We start from the raw sequence: 19,266 nt of genomic DNA on the forward strand, positions 1-19,266 counted from the left end.
ACTCTTTGGATGACTTTGCAAGCTGATACTCTGGTCTGTGATACCGTAAGAGTTGCCTTTTGGCAGTCCAATCCGGCTTATGACTACAACCGGGAACTGATAACACCTGAGATCGATGTCTTCGGCTGGCTCAGTATGCAGCTTTCTAAGTTACTGCGCGCCATTTTCGGAAGTCGTTTTGCGGAGGAATATTCCGGTATTATTCTGGTTGTCATTGCCATTCTGATCTTGTTGTTGATCCTTTGGTTTGTTTATAAAAAACGTCCCGAGCTTTTTATGCGTTCACGCAGGGGGCCTGTGAACTACAGTGTCCATGAAGATACTATTTACGGGGTTGATTTTGACTCTAAGATAAAGCGTGCCATGGAACGTAAAGATTACCGGGAATCCATTCGTTTGCTTTATTTGCAAACCTTGAAACTATTGAGTGATGAGGGGCGGATAGACTGGCAGCCCTATAAAACTCCTACAGAATATATTTATGAGGTAAAACAGGAAGCACTTCGCAGCTCTTTCAGGCGTTTGACAAATGGTTTCCTGAGGGTGCGTTATGGCAATTTTGCTGCATCCGAGCCATTGTTTGAGGAATTGTTGTCCTTGCAAACCGAGATACGGAAAGGAGGTATCGAATGAGAGGTAGCCGCTGGTTTATCATTGGGATAGTTCTCTTTTTGCTGATCATGTTTGTGGTTGAGTATCACCTGCCGAAGAAATTTGTCTGGAACCCGACTTTCGGGCAACATGATCACCAGCCATTGGGAGGGGCTGTATTTGATGATGTTTTAAAGTCTTCGCTTCCGGATGGATATTCACTTTCGCGCAAGACATTCTATCAGTTTGCTGCTGACAGCAGCCCCCGGAAAAGTATTCTTGTCGTTACCCAGCATCTGGATTTGGTGAAGGCGGATGTCAGTGCTTTACTCGATCTGGCCCGTAGGGGGAACAAGATATTGATAGCCAGTTCCTCTTTTAGTCCGTTACTGGCTGATACATTGGGATTCAATAATTCGTATGCTTATTTCAATCCGAGGCGGTTAAAAGAATATGCAGCCGATCTGTTGGAACGTGACAGTGTGTTCTGGATTGGTGATTCGGCGGTATATGATAAGCGTACTTTCCGTTTTTATCCACATTTATGCGGTATTTATTTCACGAAGTATGATTCGTTGTCTCTGCCGTTGGCTACGAGCCAGATCGATTCCATGCAGATGTTCAATGACAGTTTACCGGATTGCTTTCCACCTGTGGCTATCAGCCGTCCGTTCGGGAGGGGAGAGATTGTCTTGGTCACTACGCCTTTGCTGTTCACTAACTATGGGATGCTCGATGGCGATAATGCAGCCTATCTTTTCCGTTTGCTTTCACATCTGAAAGGGTTGCCCGTAATTCGTACCGAGGCTTATGGTGCCGGTGCGCAGATTGAAGAATCTCCTTTCCGCTACTTTCTTTCCCAACGTCCTCTGAAGTGGGCACTCTATCTGACAATGTCGGTATTGGTGCTGTTCATGGTGTTTACTGCCCGTAGGAGGCAAAGGGCCATTCCGGTGATTCGTGAGCCGGCCAACCGTAACCTTGAGTTTACGGAGTTGATTGGCATACTTTATTATCAAAAAAAGAATCATGCAGATCTTGTACGTAAAAAGTTCACTTATTTTGCCGAGAGCTTGCGGCGGAACATACAGGTGGATGTAGAAGATGACGGTAATGATGATGTCTTGTGCAGCCGGATTGCGCGGAAGACGGGAAATGAAGAGGTGAAAGTCCGAAATCTTTTCCGTAAACTTCGTCCTGTGGTACGTGGGGAACAGGAGGCCGGAGAGACATTGATGAAAGACCTGATTGATGGAATGAATGAGATAGAAAAGCCTCGATCTTGATCCTTTGGCGGAGGAAAAATAGCTGGAAAGAAAAGAAATATGAATTTGATAAATAAAAAGAATATGGAAGAAAATATGAATGATATGCATGGAGAAGAAGCTCCGCGTACCGATTTGACTCTTTTTTCAGAGAAGATACAGGAACTGAAAAGTCAGATTGCTTCCGTTATTGTGGGGCAGGAACGTACTGTCGACCTGGTGTTGACGGCTATTCTTGCTAACGGTCACGTTTTGATAGAAGGAGTGCCGGGAGTAGCCAAGACCTTACTTGCCCGTCTTACTGCGCGCCTGATAGATGCTGATTTCAGCCGTGTACAGTTTACTCCCGACCTGATGCCGAGTGATGTTCTGGGTACGACCGTCTTCAATATGAAAACCAATGAATTTGATTTTCATCGGGGACCTGTCTTTGCTAATGTTATATTAGTGGATGAAATCAATCGTGCTCCTGCCAAAACCCAGTCTGCCCTTTTTGAAGTAATGGAAGAACGTCAAGCCAGCATTGACGGAACGACTTACCGGATGGGAGAACTTTATACCATTCTGGCTACACAGAATCCTGTGGAGCAGGAAGGAACCTATAAGTTACCCGAGGCCCAGCTGGACCGTTTCCTGATGAAGATTACCATGGATTATCCGTCGCTTGAAGAAGAAGTCAGCATTCTGGAACGCCACCATACCAATGCTGCATTGGTGAAATTAGAGGAGATAAAGCCGGTGATTACCAGTGAGGAGCTGCTTTCTCTTCGCCGGCTGATGGGAAAGGTATTCGTGGATCAGACTCTGCTTCAGTACATTGCTTTGATTGCCCAACAGACCCGTACCAGTAAAGCTGTTTATTTGGGAGCCTCTCCCCGTGCTTCAGTAGCTATGTTGCAGTCTGCCAAAGCTTATGCACTTTTGCAGGGGCGTGATTTTGTGACTCCGGAAGACATTAAGTTTGTGGCTCCCTACGTTTTGCAGCATCGCTTGATTCTGACGGCAGAAGCCGAAATGGAAGGATATTCGCCAGTCAAGGTAACCCAGCGCTTGATTGATAAAGTGGAAGTACCTAAATAATTATGTTCCTGACCAAACGTTTTTACATATTCGTCCTTGTCGTCATCCTGTTGTCAGGTGGCGGATATCTGTTCGGCTCTATGTTCATCATCGGGCAGTTAGGGTTGGTTGCGCTATTGCTCGCCCTGGCCTTCGACGGGTATCTGTTGTATCGTACCAACGGTATCCGGGCCTTCCGTCAATGCGCCGGGCGTTTCTCTAACGGAGATGATAATGATGTCAGTTTACGTATCGAAAGCCGTTATCCCTATCCCGTGAATCTGGTAGTGATCGATGAAGTGCCCGTCATATTTCAACAGAGAGACGTTCATTTTGAACTGTCTCTTCAGCCTAACGAAGGGAAGACAGTGACATATCAACTACGTCCGACCCATAGGGGAGAATACGGTTTCGGATCTATTCGTGTCTTCTCAACCACCCGGATCGGATTAATATCCCGAAGGTTTACGTGTGGTAAGTCCGAAACCGTCAAAGTATACCCCTCTTACCTGATGCTTCATCAATATGAATTGCTGGCGATAAGTGATAATCTGACCGAATTAGGCATCAAGCGTATTCGTCGGGCAGGACATCAGACGGAATTCGAACAGATCAAAGAATACGTAAAAGGAGATGATTACCGTACTATAAACTGGAAGGCCAGTGCACGCCGCCATCAGTTGATGGTCAATGTTTATCAGGACGAGCGCAGTCAGCAGATATACAGCGTGATTGATAAAGGGCGTGTGATGCAGCAGGCTTTTCGTGGTATGACGTTGCTGGACTATGCCATCAACGCCTCTTTGGTGCTTTCGTATGTAGCCATGCGAAAAGACGATAAAGCCGGGTTGGTGACGTTCAACGAGCATTTTGATACGTTCGTCCCTGCTTCCAAGCAAGTCGGACAAATGCAGACTCTTCTTGAGAATCTCTATAAACAGGAAACAACGTTTGGTGAAACGGACTTTTCCGCCCTTTGTGTGCATTTAGGGAAGCATGTGAATAAACGCAGCTTTCTGATGCTCTATACCAATTTCAGTAACATGACCAGCCTGAACCGGCAACTGGTTTACCTGCAACAACTGGCCAGACAACACAGAGTGTTGGTTGTATTCTTTGAGGATGCCGACCTGAAAGAATATATTGCCGGGAAACCGGAGACAACCGAAGGATATTACCAACATGTTATCGCAGAGAAGTTTGCGTTTGAGAAGCGACTGATTGTGTCTACTTTGAAGCAGCATGGCATTTATTCGCTGCTTACAACTCCTGATAAACTGTCAATTGATGTGATCAACAAATATCTGGAAATGAAATCCCGTCAGTTACTCTGATACAGGTTGCGTATTGAGGAAGAAGAAGACAGCCATACCTATCATGATGATTCCCAGCAGTCCGTAAAACAGCCGGGCGCGTTTTCTGCCTACATTCCGTACAATCAGTTGTGCATTTTGGGCAGTGAAAAACCAGTTCCAGTTGAGTATAGATGCCAGCAGGGCGGTAAGCCCTGCGATGGCAAATATTCCCTGAACAAAATATTGAGGGGCCATTGCTCGGATGATTAGTCGTTAATCACTATTTTTCTTGTTCCATCCTCAAGTTCCTCGATGGTAACCTTTACGGCGTCTCCCGGCAACAGTTCTTCTACCAGTTCCGGCCATTCGATGAAACAAAGTGCACCACTGTAGAAGTAATCTTCATACCCCATGTCATATACTTCGCTCAACTTTTTGATCCGATAGAAGTCGAAGTGATAAATCAGTTCTCCGCCTTCGTCCGAACGGTATTCGTTAACAATGGCAAAAGTTGGGGAAGTGATAACATCCGACACTCCAAGCTCTTCGCAAAGTGCCTTGACGAAAGTCGTTTTACCTGCCCCCATCTTTCCATAGAGTGCAAAGACTGTGTTATCGCCCATGGCAGAGATGAACTCGCGGGCAGCTTCGTGAATCTGTTCCAGTGATTGAATCTTGATTTCCATACTTATATGTTGTTTTTATTGTTTCTTTCTGAAAAGGCTCTTTCCTATTTTACATGCAATGTATATAAGAATAGAGAAGAAAATGATGGATGCTCCCGAAGGCACATTCAGGCGGTAAGAGATCAGCAGACCTCCCAGGCAACTCAGGTAACCGATGGCAATCGACAGCCAGATGATGCGTTTAAACTTGTTGGTAAACAGATTGGCCGTCATCTGTGGGATGGTCAGCAACGAAATAGCCAGTACAATCCCCACCATGCGCAGACAGGAAACGATGGTAAGGGCGATGAACATCATCAGGATATATTCCAATACTACTACCGGGATTCCTTGTGAACGGGCAAACTCACGGTCGAAAGCGATGTATATAATCGGGTGGATGAACAAGGTGAAGAACAGGATTAGCAGGATGGCAAGAATACCCAGCATCAGCAAGTCGGTCTGTGTAATGGTGAGGATATTGCCAAACAGGTAGGCCGAAAGATCGGGAGCGAAACCCGGGGACAGAAAACTAAACATGATTCCCAATGCCATACCCAGTGTCCAGAACATGGCAATGGCCGAATCTTCACGCATGTCTTTTCGTTTGCTGAGCCACTCTACTCCGAAAGCCGATAAGACGGAAAAGACGGCTGCCGAAAGAATGGGAGAGAGGCCGGTATACAGTCCCAGTCCAATGCCGCCGAATGAGGCATGGGTGATACCTCCGCTGATAAATACCAGGCGGCGAGTTACGATATACGTACCGATAATGCCACAGGCAATGCTTGCCAGAAGACTTCCCAGGAGAGCGTGTTGAAAAAAGGTATATTGTAGTAAATCCATACGGTTCAGCTGTTAGGAACGTGAGGCAGACGGGCGGGTTAAGGATGTATCCTCCGTTCGCCTACTACCAGAAAGACTTCATCTTTTATTTCATCGGGAAGGCTGATTCCTCTCAGTTGCAGGCTGCGTACCCATCCGGCTACATCGGTGTCTTGCATGGTATAAAAGACATCACGGAATTTATCAGCTTCTTCCGGTGTATATTCTTCGGGGGCCCTGCCGATAAATGTATCCAGTTCTTCGTCGTCGTAATACTCTATTTGCTTACTGACGGCAGCCAGCAAACTGTCCCGTTCACAAACTTCATGCTGTCCGCAACACTCTACGTCGACTTCCTTTACTTCCGGGAAGCTGTCCAGTTCCCCGTTATCTATTTTCTTTTGCAGCCTTTTGTTGCGGATATACCCAGCAATCATTGCCACGATGGCGAGCAACACCAGACCAACTATAAGTATCCACATAATTACGAATCAAATTTTCGCAAAGGTACTTATTAATTTGTATTATTCCGTATATTTGTCCTTGCAATGTGCTAAATGAACTAAAACAGAAACATCCCGATCATGAAAAGAAAACACCTGATTACTGTCTTTATGTGGTGTGTCGCCACTACTTTGTGTGCCCAGACCCCGGTCGAAAAGGGGCTTAAAAGTATTAACCGTCAGGCTGCCGAGGCTTATATCGGCTTTTTGGCCGATGATGAATTACAGGGACGTGAAGCCGGATTCCACGGTTCGCGTGTGGCTGCCCGGTACATCGTTTCCCTACTGAAAGAGATGGGAGTCCGCCCGTTGGGTGAAAGCTACTATCAGCCGTTCGATGCTTATCGCAAGGAACGCCAGCAGAAGGGACGTCTGGAAGTGCATCCGGACTCGATAGCCAAACTGAAACAAGTGGTACATCAGAAACTGTCAATGAATAATGTATTGGGTATGATTCCCGGAAAGAAGACGGATGAGTATGTGATTGTCGGTGCGCATTTTGACCATTTGGGTATTGATCCTGCACTGGACGGCGACCAGATTTACAATGGTGCCGATGATAACGCTTCCGGAGTATCGGCCGTACTGCAAATAGCCAAGGCTTTTGTGGCAAGTGGTCAGCAGCCGGAACGGAATGTGATCTTTGCCTTTTGGGACGGAGAGGAGAAGGGACTCCTCGGATCGAAATACTTTGTGCAGGAGTGTCCGTTCATCAAGCAGATAAAAGGATATCTGAATTTTGATATGATTGGTCGTAACAATAATCCCCAACAGCCTAAGCATGTGGTTTATTTCTATACCGAGGCCAATCCTTCTTTCGGCCGCTGGTTGAAGGAAGACATTAAAAAGTACGGTTTACAATTGGAACCCAATTATCGTCCTTGGGACAAACCGGTGGGAGGAAGTGACAACGGATCGTTTGCCAAAGTCGGTATTCCCATCATCTGGTATCATACGGATGGACATCCCGATTACCATCAACCTTCCGATCATGCCGACCGCCTGAATTGGGATAAAGTGGTTGAAATATCTAAAGCCTCTTTCCTTAATGTCTGGAATCTGGCAAACGAAAAGGATTATTAAGAATGAAATGAAAACTAAACTAACTAATTGTGTAAGAATCGGATTGCTCTCTTTTATGTTGGGGTGTTTGCTTACTTGTTGCCAAGGAACGGCTCCTTCCGGCAATACAGGTAAAAAAACTTCCAGAACGGCTATTGCGTCCAATGACTCAGTGAAGTTGATTCCCGATAAAGTCTTGAATGACGCGTCTTGTGTGCTTGCCGGCTTGCCGGTTGATAAAGAAAGCGGGAAGCTTTATGCCCTGACCCAGACGAAAGAATGGAAGAACCATGCCCGTTACATGGATCAGATATGGAACGTTTTTCAGCAGACGGCTCCCCGCGTGGTAGCTTTCTCACAGACGGAACTGGAAGATATCAACGCCCGTTGCCATACACTGTTCTATCCGTTTGGGGGGCCTGACTTTCTGTTTGCCAATGCATTCTTTCCAGAAATGGATACTTATGTGCTGATCGGATTGGAACCCGCCGGTAGTGCGCCGAAGGTGAAACACCCTTCTGCCGAAACCTACCGTTTGTATCAAAACGCTGTGTCGGATGTACTCAACCTGAGTTTTTTTAATGATATGGACAAAGAGCTGGCCAATGATACCATTGACGGGGTAGTTCCCATCTATTCGTTGTTGATGGCCAGGGGAAACAGGAAGATAGTCAGTATTAAGGAGGTCCGGTTATCAGAAGCCGGAGATCTTATTGAAGTCGGGAAAGGAGATACCATCCGGAATGGAGATTGTACGGGAATGGAAGTTTGTTTTTTCCGTCCGGGCACTTCCCGGTTACAGACTCTTTATTATTTCTGTACCGATATCAGTAACGAGGGGTTGCAAGCCAATAAGCCTTTACAGGCATTTATGGACCGTTTTGATACGGAGGCTACCGCAACATTCGTCAAGTCGGCTTCGTACCTGATGCATGAGCCTTCTTTTTCCCGTATACGTGAAACGATTCTCAGGAAATCATCTGCCGTAATACAAGACGACTCTTCCATCCCGTTGTCCTGTTTCGACCCGGAGATGTGGACGGTTACTTTGTACGGTACCTTTTATAAACCTATCTCAGCTTTCTCGCAATATTCTCAGCCGGAGTTGCGAGATGCCTATCAGTTGGGCGATCCCAAGCCCCTGAATTTCCGGATCGGTTATGCACGGCAATCCAATTTGCAGGTTGTAAGAAGAAAATAATCCCGGTTAATGACTTTTCTCCGGAGGGTTAACCGGGAATTAACCCTCCTTCTAACCCTTCCTCATTAGCTTCGCAGCATAAATTAAATGCAAAGGGTAAATAAGCCTTTACCCTGTTTAAAATTCAATTTCTGAGCTATGAGGAAGAATATTTCGATTACCCTTATCGTTAGTGCAGCCCTTTTGCTGGCTTCGTGTACACAACAAAAAGTACCTTTCAGCCCTGTCGATTATGTAAATCCCCTGATGGGGACAGAGTCTACTTATGCCTTTTCGCATGGGAACACCTATCCTGCCGTAGCAGTTCCCTGGGGAATGAATTTCTGGAGTCCGCAAACCGGGGAGAATCGAAGTGGCTGGATGTATATGTACACCGACAGCCTGATACGGGGATTCCGCCAGACCCACCAACCCAGTCCGTGGATAAACGATTACGGAACTTTCTCTATCATGCCGTTGTCCGGCGAACTGAAGCTGAATCATAAAGAACGGGCCGTGCCTTTCTCACACACTCAGGAGAAAGCGACTCCTTATAGTTATGGTGTCACGTTTGCGGATGGTACCCGGACGGAACTTTCCGCGACTTCGCGCGGAGCGGTATTTGAAGTTTCTTTCCCGGAGAAGTCCGACCAATATATTGTGGTAGATGCTTATGATGGTGGAAGTGCTCTGGCGATTGACAAGGAGAATCGGTGTGTAACCGGTGTGGCACGTAATCATAATGGCGGAGTACCCGATAATTTTGCCAACTATTTCCGGATAGAGTTCAGCCATCCCATTACAGAAGAAGGAGTATACGACGGGGATACGCTGATGCATCACCAACAGACGGTAGAGGGTGATTATACCTGTGCTTACCTCAAGTTTAACGTTCCGGTGGGGGAAAGGCTGACCGTCCGTACGGCATCTTCTTTTATAAGTCCCTCACAGGCACTTATCAACTTCAGCCGGGAAGTGGGAGGAAAGAGCCTTGCCCAGGTGAAGGAAGAAGCACGAAAACAGTGGAACAGCTATCTGGGACGAATTGAAGCGGAAGGCGGCAGTGAAGAGCAGCTACGCACCTTCTATTCCTGTCTTTACCGGACATTGCTCTTCCCCCGTGAGTTCTATGAGTTCGATGCTCAGGGGAAACCGGTTTATTACAGTCCTTATAACGGAAAAATACACGATGGCTACATGTATACCGACAATGGCTTTTGGGATACGTTCCGTGCAGTCCATCCCTTGTTCACCTTATTATATCCGGAGGTTTCCGAAAGGGTTACCCAGTCCATTCTCAATGCTTACGATGAAAGTGGTTTTATGCCCGAGTGGGCAAGTCCCGGCCACCGTGGATGTATGATTGGCAATAACTCCATCTCTTTGTTGACAGACGCTTGGGCAAAAGGGATTCGTACCATTAATCCGGAGAAAGCTCTTGAAGCGATGATCCATCAGACTGGGGCCGTGCATCCGGAGATCAGTTCGGTGGGCCGTGACGGATTTGAATATTATGATCGTTTAGGCTATGTTCCTTATCCCGAAGTGCATGAGGCTACCGCTAAAACCCTTGAATATGCGTATGCCGACTGGTGTGTGGCGCGCTTTGCCGCTTCCATCGGGAAGAAGGAGATTGCCGACAGTTATTATCGCAAGTCCTTGAATTACCGGAATCTTTATTATCCCGAACATGGCTTTATGTGGGCGAAAGATGCCCAAGGGCGGTGGAGGGACCGCTTTGATGCAACAGAATGGGGAGGTCCCTTCACAGAAGGAAGTTCCTGGCACTGGACCTGGAGCGTTCTTCACGATCCCGAAGGGCTGTCGCAACTGATGGGAGGGTACGCATCGATGGCAGCCCGTCTCGATTCCATGTTTACAGCTCCCAACACCTACAATTACGGTACCTATGGTTTTGTTATCCACGAGATAGCCGAGATGGTAGCCCTCGATATGGGACAATATGCACATGGCAACCAGCCGGTGCAACATGCCATCTATTTATACGATTATATCGGCAGGCCCTGGAAGACCCAGCAACATGTTCGAGAAGTGATGGGGAAACTCTATAACTCCGGCAGCAAAGGCTACTGTGGTGATGAGGATAACGGACAGACTTCTGCCTGGTATGTCTTCTCGGCCATGGGATTCTATCCTGTTTGTCCCGGTGTGCCGGAATATGCGATGGGGAGTCCGCTTTTCCCTAAACTGACGCTACACTTGCCCCATGGAAAAAATTTCATTGTGAAGGCAGAGGGAAACAGTCCCGCAAACTGCTATATCGGAAAAGCCTTGCTCAATGGCAGCGAGTTTACCCGTAATTTCCTGACTCACCGTGAACTTATTTCCGGAGGAGAACTGGTATTATCCATGGATAGTGTGCCCGATCTCCGCCGTGGCACCCTGAAGACGGATCTGCCTTACTCTTACTCCCGGGGGCACTAATCCCGGTATACGTTTGCCATTTCTATTATTTTTCGTATTTTTGTTGCACTATGGAACGGATGACGCATTTATCGAAGAACAGTATATGAGAAGGTTGAGATGTTTGTTTGCTATCGGAATGATATGGCTTTGTATAGCCGATTGTTTCCCGCAGGGACTTCTTTTCTATGGAAATGAGAAGCGGATCAGTGAGCGTGCCACTTATTCTGTCCTGCGCGAGGAACATCAGCGTACCTTTACCAACACCTTCTGCATCTCTTTTGACTATCTGGTACGGAATGTGGAGAGTCCCGGTTATATCCTTTATCTGGAAGACCGGGATGCCGGAAAGACCTATAGCTTCACCTATCTTCATAAACCCGGTGACCGCTGTTCTTTTTCTTTTAACGAAGACGGCAAACGTATCTTTTGTACTTTTGAACTGAATAAAGAAGATTATGACCATCGTTGGTTGCCCGTCTCCATTGCGCTGGACATACACAAAGACCAGGCCCGGATAACCGTTGGCAGCCAAAGCAAAGAGATCTCTAATCTGGGATTGGAGAAAGGCGGCTTCTCTCCGCATATTTATTTCGGTAAATGTGAATACATTCTGGACGTGGCTTCGTATGCCATCCGTAACCTGTCGCTTACCGACGGAGAAGAGATCATGATATTCCCTTTGAACGAGAGTAGCGGAGAAGATGTACACGACAGCCGGGGACATGTTGTGGGACGGGTTACCAACCCCATGTGGCTTATCAATCAGTCCTACTATTGGAAAGAGCTTTTTACGGATTACTCTTCCACACCCTCCGGTCTGAACTTTGACAAAACACATCAGGAGATTCTTTTCTTTAATCAGGACTCTCTGTCTACGTTCAACCTCTATACCCACGAATTGTTGCAGGTGCCTTATAAGAATCCTTTGCCGGTTCAGCTTCGTCTGGGTATGAACTTCCTGGATGAGGCTTCCCGCGAACTGTATACCTACGAAGTAGCCGACTCGCACGGTGATGCCATGGTGGCGGCACTCGATCTTTCCACCAACGAGTGGCGTTCAGCCAGTACCGATTATCTTTGTCAGCAACTCCATCATCATAGCGGATTCTTTCATCCGGCCGAAAAGAAATTCTTTCTGTTTGGCGGTTACGGAAGCCGCAGGTATAGCAATACGTTTCTTGCATACGACCTGAAAACTTGCCGCTGGGATACACTGACTTTCTCGGGCGACCGGGTAACTCCCCGCTATTTTTCCGGTATGGCCGTCAGCCGCGATTACAAACGGGTTTACCTTTATGGAGGCATGGGCAATGAAGCCGGTGATCAGAATGTGGGACGCAACTATCTGTACGATCTGTACCGGGTGGATATGGACACCCGTTCGGTACGGAAACTCTGGGAAGTGAAAGCACCGGCGGTCAACCGGGTGGTCCCCCGCAATATGATACTCTCTGCCGATGAAAAATACCTGTTCCTGTTGGGGTATCCGGAATATCTGCCCAATTCCACTTTGCAACTATACCGTTTGTCCGTCCGTGACGGAGAGTGTGAAGTGGTGGGAGACAGCATTCCCATTGTTTCGGAAGAGATTGCCACCAATGCCAATCTTTATTTCAATGAAGAACTCGGCGAGTTCTACTGCTCTGTTCAGGAGTTCGAGAAGCACGGTCAGGTGACTACCCGCCTCTATTCTCTGGCTGCTCCGCCGGTGACTCTGGCCGATGTGGAATATTACAGCCGGATGCGGACCACTCTGAACAACAGGCTGACCGGGGGAATCGTTGGCGGGGTATTGCTCTTGATGGCCTGTGTATGGGGAATCGTACGTTACAGGCGGAAACGGAATGCGGCATCCCCGGAGGAAACATCTGCCGGGGTTCTTCCCGAAAGAGGGCAGAGTGCCCCGAAACTTTCGGTTATGGAGCTGCCTGAGATCGAGGAATCCGAACTTGGAAAAGAACCTTCTGAGTGGGATGAGTTGCCGGCTGTATTGCCGCCCGATAAGAATGCGATTTTTCTTTTTGGTATGTTTACCATACTCGACAATGCCGGGCGTGATATAACTTATATGCTCAGTCCTAAGCTGCGTGTTCTCTTTTTATATATTCTGTTGAACAGTGTGGGGAAGAGAGGGGTGCTTTCATCGGATATGAATAAGATATTCTGGCCGGACAAACCCGATAGTAACGTGAAGAACCTGAAGGGAGTAGCCATGAATCATCTGAGAAAGATATTGCAGGATGTAGACGGTATCGAGCTTGTATTCCGCAACGGATACTTCTGCCTGGTGTTTGGCGAAGAGTTCTATTGCGATTATATCCGTCTGATTGCTCTTACTTCTCCCGAAAAGAAAAAGAAGGAGAGTCCCGGTGCCATCCGTGCCGAATGGTTGGAAATACTTCTGCGGGGCAAGTTCATATCTACTGTCGAATCCGATCTCTTCGATTATTATAAACAGAAGGTGGAATCTCTGATTCATTCTCTGCTGCCCGAACAGCTGGAACTTGCTTACAAAGATGCCCGGTTCAGTATCGTCATCCGTCTTTGTAACATCCTTTTCATAGCCGATCCTTTGTCGGATATGGCACTTGCCTACACGGTTTGCGCCCTTCGGAAACAGAATAATCCGGAAGAGGCCATCAGGCGTTATGCCGCGTTTACAAAGGATTATAAGCGGATGATGAACGAGGAATACAGCATTGCTTTCGCCGACATCAAAGTTTAAGTATTGTCCCGTTGCCAATTTGTCAAAATGCTAACGAAAGCCTCCCGGTTTTCGTTATTTCGGCCATTGGACAAGGCGGGGGCGAAAAAACGCCGCCATTTCGTTTATCTGTTTATCTTTCCGGCAGTAATTCTGCCTGTTTTCAATCAGTGGAGAAACGTAAGCGATGCCATCCCGTACCGCCTGTCCGCTTAATGGTGGAATACCTGTCCTTTCGATACTTCGTGAAGCCTTCTCCCGGTCATCCAACCAGAAGTAAAATAGTTCCCGTAGACCCTCTGTCTCCGTAACAATATATGTTATCGAACAAAACATATAGAGATATTTGAAAAAGAAGTAAGCATTTTCCGGGAATGCTTACTTCTTTTCGACCAAATGCTTACTTCTTTTTCGGAAAAGCCCGGCTCTTTTCACTCCCAATCAAGGCTATCGAGGAGAAAAAGCCCGGCTTTTCACCTCCATTTGCCCGGTTTTGCCTGCATGTTTCTTCCGGTTGCTCCTTTTCTGTAAAGGGTACAGTCAGTGAAAAAGGCTTTTTACTGTCTTTCTGATAGCTTGGTGTCTCTTTATGCTACCTTTGTGCATATTTTAACTTAGAGGATTCTGTGTCTGGAGCACTGTGGCGCGGGGTTAACAAGAAATACACGAGGTTAATTGCTTCGTTAACCCTTATTTAATCCCTCTCTTAAGACCATAGAGATACATTTGCTTTCGTCTTTAAATAAAAAGAGTCAGCAACGCCTTGCTTGATTCCTAATGTTAATTTTAACTTGTTATTATTATGAGAAAACGAAAATTAGTAGAAAGAGCCGTAAGGGCCTCGGGGATGTTTGTCCTTCTTTCGGGTATGGGACTTCAACCTTGCCTTGCTTCTCAAAACTACAATGCAGAACCTGCCGAAGTGGTGCAGGCAGCACAACAGAAACAGAAAATAACCGGCCGTGTTCTCGATGACACAGGTTTCCCCCTGCCCGGAGCTTCTGTGCAGATCAAAGGTGCTCCCGGTCGGGGAACTATTACCGACATCGAAGGTAACTTCTCGATTGACGCAGATCAGGGTGAACAGTTTGAAATCTCCTTTATCGGGATGGAAACACAGGTTGTAACCGTTACCGGAAAGACCCATCTGGAGATCACCCTCAAAGAAGATACCAAAACACTGGACGAAGTAGTGGTGGTGGGTTATGGCACGCAAAAGAAAGCGAATCTGACCGGAGCCGTAGCCAGTGTTTCGGCGGAGACACTCGAAAGCCGTCCTATCACGAACCTCAGCCAGGGATTGCAGGGTATGATCGGTAACCTGAATATTTCTGCCGATAACGGTGCACCGGGCAAAGGATACGGATTCAATGTCCGTGGTACTACCTCCATCAACTCTTCGGGCCCCTTGGTGTTGGTCGACGGTGTGCAGATGGATCCCAATATGATTAACCCGGCCGATGTGGAAAGTGTTTCGGTATTGAAAGATGCGGCTTCCGCCTCTATCTACGGAACACAGGCAGCCTATGGCGTAGTGCTGATTACGACAAAGAAGGGTAAAGACGAGAAAGCAAAGATCTCGTTCTCGTCCAACTGGTCGGTCAATTCCCCCACACGCAAACCGGAGTACATGGATTCGTGGACATTTGCCAATTTCCATAATCTGACCAATCGTAACTCCGGCGGAGGCGACTATTATGATAAGAACTACATGGATCATATCTATGCTTATTATACCGACCCGAAGCATAATCTGCCGGTATTCATCGACCCGTCCAATCCCAACAAGTATCTGTATTGCGGTAACACCGACTGGATAGACGAAACCATCAAGGATCATACTTTGATGCAGCAATACACGCTGTCACTCAACGGAGGATCGGGCAAGACCACCTATTATGGATCGGTAGGCTTCCTCGATCAGGGAGGAACGCTGAAACATTACGACGACAAGTACCGCCGTTTCAATGTCAACCTGAATCTGACTTCGGACATCACCAATTGGTTGCAGGTTCGGTTAAAAACCGTCTATAACAATACTTTCCGGGATGCTCCCTACGGAAGCAATAACAGTGACGAGACGGCACAGATCAACAGTGCTTTCTACGGTGCCGACCTTCGTCCGATGATGCCGGTTTACCATCCGGACGGAAACTTCTCCGGACAGGGCAGTTGGACCAATATGGTAGCCACTCAGTCCATCTCCGGCGAGCGTAAGAACAAAGAGAATGACCTTTGGCTGACCGGAGGTCTGAAAATCACTCCCCTGAAAGACTGGACCATCAATGTGGATTATACCTATAACATGTATATCCTCTCAAAGAAACAGCATGGCAAGGAGATATTGGAACATACCGCCAATCCGGATATCGTAACCGTATTTCCGCATACCACTCCGAGCCGTGTGAAGTTTACCACCGACGATAACTATTATCAGACGTTTAATGCCTATACCGACTACACCAAGTCCTTGGGCAAACACAACATAAAACTGTTGCTGGGATATAATTATGAAACCAAAAGTTACCGCTGGTTCAATGCCGAGCGTGAAAACCTTATCAGTAATGACCTCCCCGGTCTGGGACAGGCTTACGGAGAGAAGTACAATGGAAGCGGCCAGCACTCCTGGGCTACTATGGGATATTTTGCCCGCATCAACTACAATTATGCCGAACGTTATCTTTTGGAGTTGAACGGACGTTATGACGGTTCCTCCAAATTCCCTAAAGACAAGCGGTTCGTATTCTTCCCGTCCGTTTCGGCAGCCTGGAGAATCTCGAACGAAGCTTTCTTCGAACCGGCCAAGAAGATTGTGGACGAACTCAAGCTCAGAGCTTCTTATGGTTCGTTGGGTAATCAGTCGGTTGGCGGCGACTATCCTTATATAGCCACAATGGGTACCAATGGCGAGATGGGATATCTGGTAGACGGAAAGAAAATAGCCAGTGTGAGTCCCGGCGGCATCGTCAGTCCGTACCTGACATGGGAAACCGTGCGCCAGATAGACTTAGGTGTGGACTGGGCATTGCTGAACAACCGTCTTTACGGAACCTTCGACTGGTACATGCGTAAGACACTCGATATGGTGACTAACGGTACACCCCTTCCCGCAGTGCTGGGTACAGGTGCGCCGCAAGCCAATACGGCCGATCTGAGAACAACCGGATGGGAACTTTCAATGGGATGGAGAGACCGCGTAAACAAGGATTTTTCTTATGATGTAAGCTTCGTACTGTCCGATTATCAGGCAGAGATCACGAAGTTCAACAATCCGCAGAATCTGCTTTCAACCCACTATGTTGGCAAGAAGTGGGGCGAAATCTGGGGGCTGGTTACCGAAGGTATTTTCCAGTCACAAGAAGAAGTAAATGCCCATGCCGACCAGTCGGAAATCTACGGCGGTGGTTGGTATCCGGGCGATGTGAAGTACAAAGACCTGAACGGTGACGGCAAGATAAATAAAGGAAAGAATACGCTTGATGATCCGGGTGACCAAAGGATAATCGGTAACAGTGAACCGCGTTACAGCTATGGTATTAAGGGTGGATTGCAATGGCGTGATTTTGACTTTGATGTATTCTTCCAGGGTATCGGTAAAAAGGATGTAGTGTTGGGAGGTAACCAGTTCTGGGGCTTCGGCAACGAGTGGCACGTACCTTTCAAGCATGCACTCGATTCATGGACGGAAGATAACCGCAATGCTTACTTCCCCCGCTCTACTTATGACAACGTGACCGGTAACCGCGAAACGCAGACCCGCTACCTTCAGAATGCCGCTTATCTGCGCCTGAAGTCCATTACATTGGGATATTCGCTGCCGAAAGCACTGCTGGGCAAGTGGAAGATAGACCATGTACGTTTCTACGTAAGCGGACAAAACCTGCTGACGTTCGATCACTTGTTTGACATATACGACCCCGAAACAGTGAGCCTCAGCACCTATCCGCTGACCAAGTCTGTTTCATTCGGATTAAACATTACCCTCTAATACGATAACAATTATGAAAAAGAATAAGATATTACTGATGGCGTCAGTGGCATGTACTTTTATGTTCACCTCTTGCTCTGACCTGCTGGACCTGTATCCTGAGGATTCTCTCTCCGACCCTAAATTCTGGACAAGTGTGCAGGACCTCGAACTTTATGCCAATGGCTTTTACGGAATCCTGCCGGGAGCGCAAGGCCCCGGTGCCGATGACGAATCGGACTGTTACGTGAACGAGAAACCGAAGACCTGGATTTTCAACCTTGAAACGATTCCTACTTCCGGTGGCGGATGGGGAAGCGGAGACTGGGGAAATATCCGTTCCTGCAACTATTTTATGGACCGCTACAAACGCGTGCAAGGTGACGAGGAACAGATAAACCGTTCGGTGGCTGTGGTTCGTTTCTTCCGTGCCTGGGAGTATGTATACAAAGTGAAGCGTTTCGGCGATGTACCTTGGTATGAAACAGAATTGCAGATGGACTCCGAGCAACTGTATAAGGGGCGCGATTCGCGGAAAGTCGTGTTTACACACATCCTGGAAGATCTTGATTTTGCCATCGAACACCTTCCCAAACCCAATGAAACGAAGATCGGTAACATGCACAAGTATGCCGCGCTGGCTTTCAAATCGAGAGCTTGCCTGTACGAGGCGTCTTTCCGCAAATATCATGGGTTGGGCGATTATGAAGAGTTATACCGTGAAGCTGCCGAGGCTGCGGAACAAGTGATTGAAGAAGGCGGCTACGCGATTTATAAGACCGACAACCCCACTCTGGACTATTATAACCTGTTTGTACAGGAAGATTTATCTTCCAATAGTGAGTGCATCATGCCGAGGGTTTATATTACCAAGCTGTTGATGCACAACAATACCCGCCAGATGGAAGAGTCGTATACAGGTTTGAGCCGTGCCATGTTTGAGCAATACCTGTGTGCCGACGGTCTGCCCACTGCTGTCAGTCCGGAATACGAAGAGGCAGATATGCCGATGGACGAACTGATGCAGCGCGATCCGCGTTTGCGCCAGACTATTGATAATCCGGAGCTTCCTTTCAAGGTGCTGAGTGACGGCACCCGCCAGTTTAATGCTCTTCCGGTCATAGATACCAAATATTGTACCACCGGATATTATGTAATGAAGTATCACTCGACGGATCCGGAACAGTGGAACATCGGACAGTCTACACTGGATGTGTTTATTTTCCGTTATGCCGAAGTGCTGCTGAACTATGCCGAAGCAAAGGCCGAACTGGGTGAATGTACTCAAGATGTATTGGACCTGACCATCAACGAACTCAGAGATCGTGTAGAGATGCCGCACCTGAAAGTGAATGTCGGCTTTACCGACCCGAACTGGCCGGATTATGGCTATGAACTTTCTCCATTGCTTTACGAGATCCGCCGCGAACGTGCGGTCGAGCTGATCGGCGAGGGTTTCCGTTGGGATGATATTGTACGTTGGAAAGCGGGTAAGTTGCTGGAAGCACCCAAGAGTATGCTCGGAATGAAAGTATCGGACAAGCTGAAAGAGCAGTACGATTCTTTTTCCCGGGAACTGACCGAGGACAACCTGCTGATTGTTTATCCGGACAGATCGACCCGTAAATGGGACGATAAGCTCTATCTTCATCCGTTGCCTATCGACGAGACAACGATGAATCCGAACCTGTTACCCAATAATCCCGGCTGGGAATAACTACTT

Annotated in this window: 15 protein-coding genes; 10 read left to right on the forward strand and 5 right to left on the reverse strand. The window is 47.5% G+C overall.

What is annotated here, in order from left to right; all coding sequences use genetic code 11:
* Positions 1-9: 9 nt before the first annotated feature.
* From G7Y45_RS06725 to G7Y45_RS06740, 4 genes are all read left to right on the forward strand, one after another.
* Positions 10-633, forward strand: coding sequence for a DUF4129 domain-containing protein (locus G7Y45_RS06725; protein WP_032529900.1), 624 nt, complete (start codon positions 10-12; stop codon positions 631-633).
* The gene (locus tag G7Y45_RS06730) at positions 630-1,877 is read left to right on the forward strand and encodes a DUF4350 domain-containing protein (RefSeq protein ID WP_122330626.1); all 1,248 of its coding nucleotides are present in this window, start codon (positions 630-632) and stop codon (positions 1,875-1,877) included. The genes G7Y45_RS06725 and G7Y45_RS06730 overlap by 4 nt, the downstream gene beginning before the upstream one ends.
* Before the next feature lie 63 nt (positions 1,878-1,940).
* Entirely contained in the window at positions 1,941-2,936 is a 996-nt protein-coding gene (locus G7Y45_RS06735; protein WP_032529920.1) for a MoxR family ATPase, read from the forward strand.
* 2 nt (positions 2,937-2,938) lie between these two features.
* Complete coding sequence (locus G7Y45_RS06740; RefSeq protein ID WP_005810526.1) at positions 2,939-4,249, forward strand: DUF58 domain-containing protein; 1,311 nt, start codon at positions 2,939-2,941, stop codon at positions 4,247-4,249.
* Here the strand turns inward: G7Y45_RS06740 and G7Y45_RS06745 are convergent.
* From G7Y45_RS06745 to G7Y45_RS06760, 4 genes are read right to left on the reverse strand one after another with little or no spacing between them, the layout of a single operon-like run.
* Positions 4,241-4,465, reverse strand: coding sequence for an immunity 17 family protein (locus tag G7Y45_RS06745; RefSeq protein ID WP_005775420.1), 225 nt, complete (start codon positions 4,463-4,465; stop codon positions 4,241-4,243). The two genes, G7Y45_RS06740 and G7Y45_RS06745, sit on opposite strands and share 9 nt — an antisense overlap.
* Before the next feature lie 11 nt (positions 4,466-4,476).
* Positions 4,477-4,896: a tRNA (adenosine(37)-N6)-threonylcarbamoyltransferase complex ATPase subunit type 1 TsaE gene (tsaE, locus tag G7Y45_RS06750; protein ID WP_005775421.1), complete on the reverse strand. Its 420-nt coding sequence runs from the start codon at positions 4,894-4,896 to the stop codon at positions 4,477-4,479.
* Between the two features lie 15 nt (positions 4,897-4,911).
* On the reverse strand, positions 4,912-5,721 hold the full coding sequence (locus G7Y45_RS06755; RefSeq protein WP_005810522.1) for a metal ABC transporter permease: 810 nt from the start codon (positions 5,719-5,721) through the stop codon (positions 4,912-4,914).
* Between the two features lie 38 nt (positions 5,722-5,759).
* Positions 5,760-6,182 (reverse strand): hypothetical protein, encoded by a 423-nt coding sequence (locus G7Y45_RS06760; RefSeq protein ID WP_005775423.1) that lies wholly within the window; start codon positions 6,180-6,182, stop codon positions 5,760-5,762.
* A 102-nt stretch (positions 6,183-6,284) separates the two neighbouring features.
* On the opposite strand from G7Y45_RS06760, the gene G7Y45_RS06765 reads away from it, so the two are divergent.
* From G7Y45_RS06765 to G7Y45_RS06780, 4 genes are all read left to right on the forward strand, one after another.
* Positions 6,285-7,286, forward strand: coding sequence for a M28 family metallopeptidase (locus tag G7Y45_RS06765; RefSeq protein ID WP_005775424.1), 1,002 nt, complete (start codon positions 6,285-6,287; stop codon positions 7,284-7,286).
* 7 nt (positions 7,287-7,293) lie between these two features.
* Positions 7,294-8,466, forward strand: a complete 1,173-nt coding sequence (locus G7Y45_RS06770) for a hypothetical protein (RefSeq protein WP_032536928.1) — start codon at positions 7,294-7,296, stop codon at positions 8,464-8,466.
* Positions 8,467-8,604: 138 nt separating this feature from the next.
* Complete coding sequence (locus tag G7Y45_RS06775) at positions 8,605-10,890, forward strand: GH92 family glycosyl hydrolase (protein WP_165017429.1); 2,286 nt, start codon at positions 8,605-8,607, stop codon at positions 10,888-10,890.
* A gap of 40 nt (positions 10,891-10,930) precedes the next feature.
* Positions 10,931-13,597, forward strand: a complete 2,667-nt coding sequence (locus G7Y45_RS06780) for a kelch repeat-containing protein (protein ID WP_032539595.1) — start codon at positions 10,931-10,933, stop codon at positions 13,595-13,597.
* A gap of 54 nt (positions 13,598-13,651) precedes the next feature.
* Here G7Y45_RS06780 and G7Y45_RS06785 read toward each other — a convergent pair whose 3' ends face one another.
* On the reverse strand, positions 13,652-13,912 hold the full coding sequence (locus tag G7Y45_RS06785; RefSeq protein WP_165017432.1) for a hypothetical protein: 261 nt from the start codon (positions 13,910-13,912) through the stop codon (positions 13,652-13,654).
* A gap of 466 nt (positions 13,913-14,378) precedes the next feature.
* Between G7Y45_RS06785 and G7Y45_RS06790 the strand changes: the two genes are divergently transcribed.
* Together G7Y45_RS06790 and G7Y45_RS06795 are read left to right on the forward strand one after the other, a co-directional pair.
* Positions 14,379-17,564 carry a TonB-dependent receptor gene (locus G7Y45_RS06790; RefSeq protein ID WP_005775430.1) on the forward strand — a complete coding sequence of 1,062 codons (3,186 nt, stop codon included), beginning with the start codon at positions 14,379-14,381 and terminating at the stop codon, positions 17,562-17,564.
* A gap of 13 nt (positions 17,565-17,577) precedes the next feature.
* Positions 17,578-19,260: a RagB/SusD family nutrient uptake outer membrane protein gene (locus G7Y45_RS06795; RefSeq protein ID WP_005775431.1), complete on the forward strand. Its 1,683-nt coding sequence runs from the start codon at positions 17,578-17,580 to the stop codon at positions 19,258-19,260.
* Positions 19,261-19,266: the final 6 nt, after the last annotated feature.

The sequence above is a fragment of the Bacteroides sp. ZJ-18 genome, assembly GCF_011038705.2.
GTDB classification, from domain to species: domain Bacteria; phylum Bacteroidota; class Bacteroidia; order Bacteroidales; family Bacteroidaceae; genus Bacteroides; species Bacteroides hominis.

Excerpts from the sequence above, each read along its gene's own strand:
- G7Y45_RS06765 (WP_005775424.1), top strand. The coding sequence starts at position 6,285 with ATGAAAAGAAAACACCTGATTACTGTCTTTATGTGGTGTGTCGCCACT.
- G7Y45_RS06790 (WP_005775430.1), top strand. The coding sequence starts at position 14,379 with ATGAGAAAACGAAAATTAGTAGAAAGAGCCGTAAGGGCCTCGGGGATG.
- G7Y45_RS06785 (WP_165017432.1), bottom strand. The coding sequence starts at position 13,912 with ATGTTTTGTTCGATAACATATATTGTTACGGAGACAGAGGGTCTACGG.
- G7Y45_RS06770 (WP_032536928.1), top strand. The coding sequence starts at position 7,294 with ATGAAAACTAAACTAACTAATTGTGTAAGAATCGGATTGCTCTCTTTT.
- G7Y45_RS06775 (WP_165017429.1), top strand. The coding sequence starts at position 8,605 with ATGAGGAAGAATATTTCGATTACCCTTATCGTTAGTGCAGCCCTTTTG.
- G7Y45_RS06725 (WP_032529900.1), top strand. The coding sequence starts at position 10 with ATGACTTTGCAAGCTGATACTCTGGTCTGTGATACCGTAAGAGTTGCC.
- G7Y45_RS06740 (WP_005810526.1), top strand. The coding sequence starts at position 2,939 with ATGTTCCTGACCAAACGTTTTTACATATTCGTCCTTGTCGTCATCCTG.
- G7Y45_RS06760 (WP_005775423.1), bottom strand. The coding sequence starts at position 6,182 with ATGTGGATACTTATAGTTGGTCTGGTGTTGCTCGCCATCGTGGCAATG.
- G7Y45_RS06755 (WP_005810522.1), bottom strand. The coding sequence starts at position 5,721 with ATGGATTTACTACAATATACCTTTTTTCAACACGCTCTCCTGGGAAGT.
- tsaE (WP_005775421.1), bottom strand. The coding sequence starts at position 4,896 with ATGGAAATCAAGATTCAATCACTGGAACAGATTCACGAAGCTGCCCGC.
- G7Y45_RS06730 (WP_122330626.1), top strand. The coding sequence starts at position 630 with ATGAGAGGTAGCCGCTGGTTTATCATTGGGATAGTTCTCTTTTTGCTG.
- G7Y45_RS06735 (WP_032529920.1), top strand. The coding sequence starts at position 1,941 with ATGGAAGAAAATATGAATGATATGCATGGAGAAGAAGCTCCGCGTACC.
- G7Y45_RS06795 (WP_005775431.1), top strand. The coding sequence starts at position 17,578 with ATGAAAAAGAATAAGATATTACTGATGGCGTCAGTGGCATGTACTTTT.
- G7Y45_RS06745 (WP_005775420.1), bottom strand. The coding sequence starts at position 4,465 with ATGGCCCCTCAATATTTTGTTCAGGGAATATTTGCCATCGCAGGGCTT.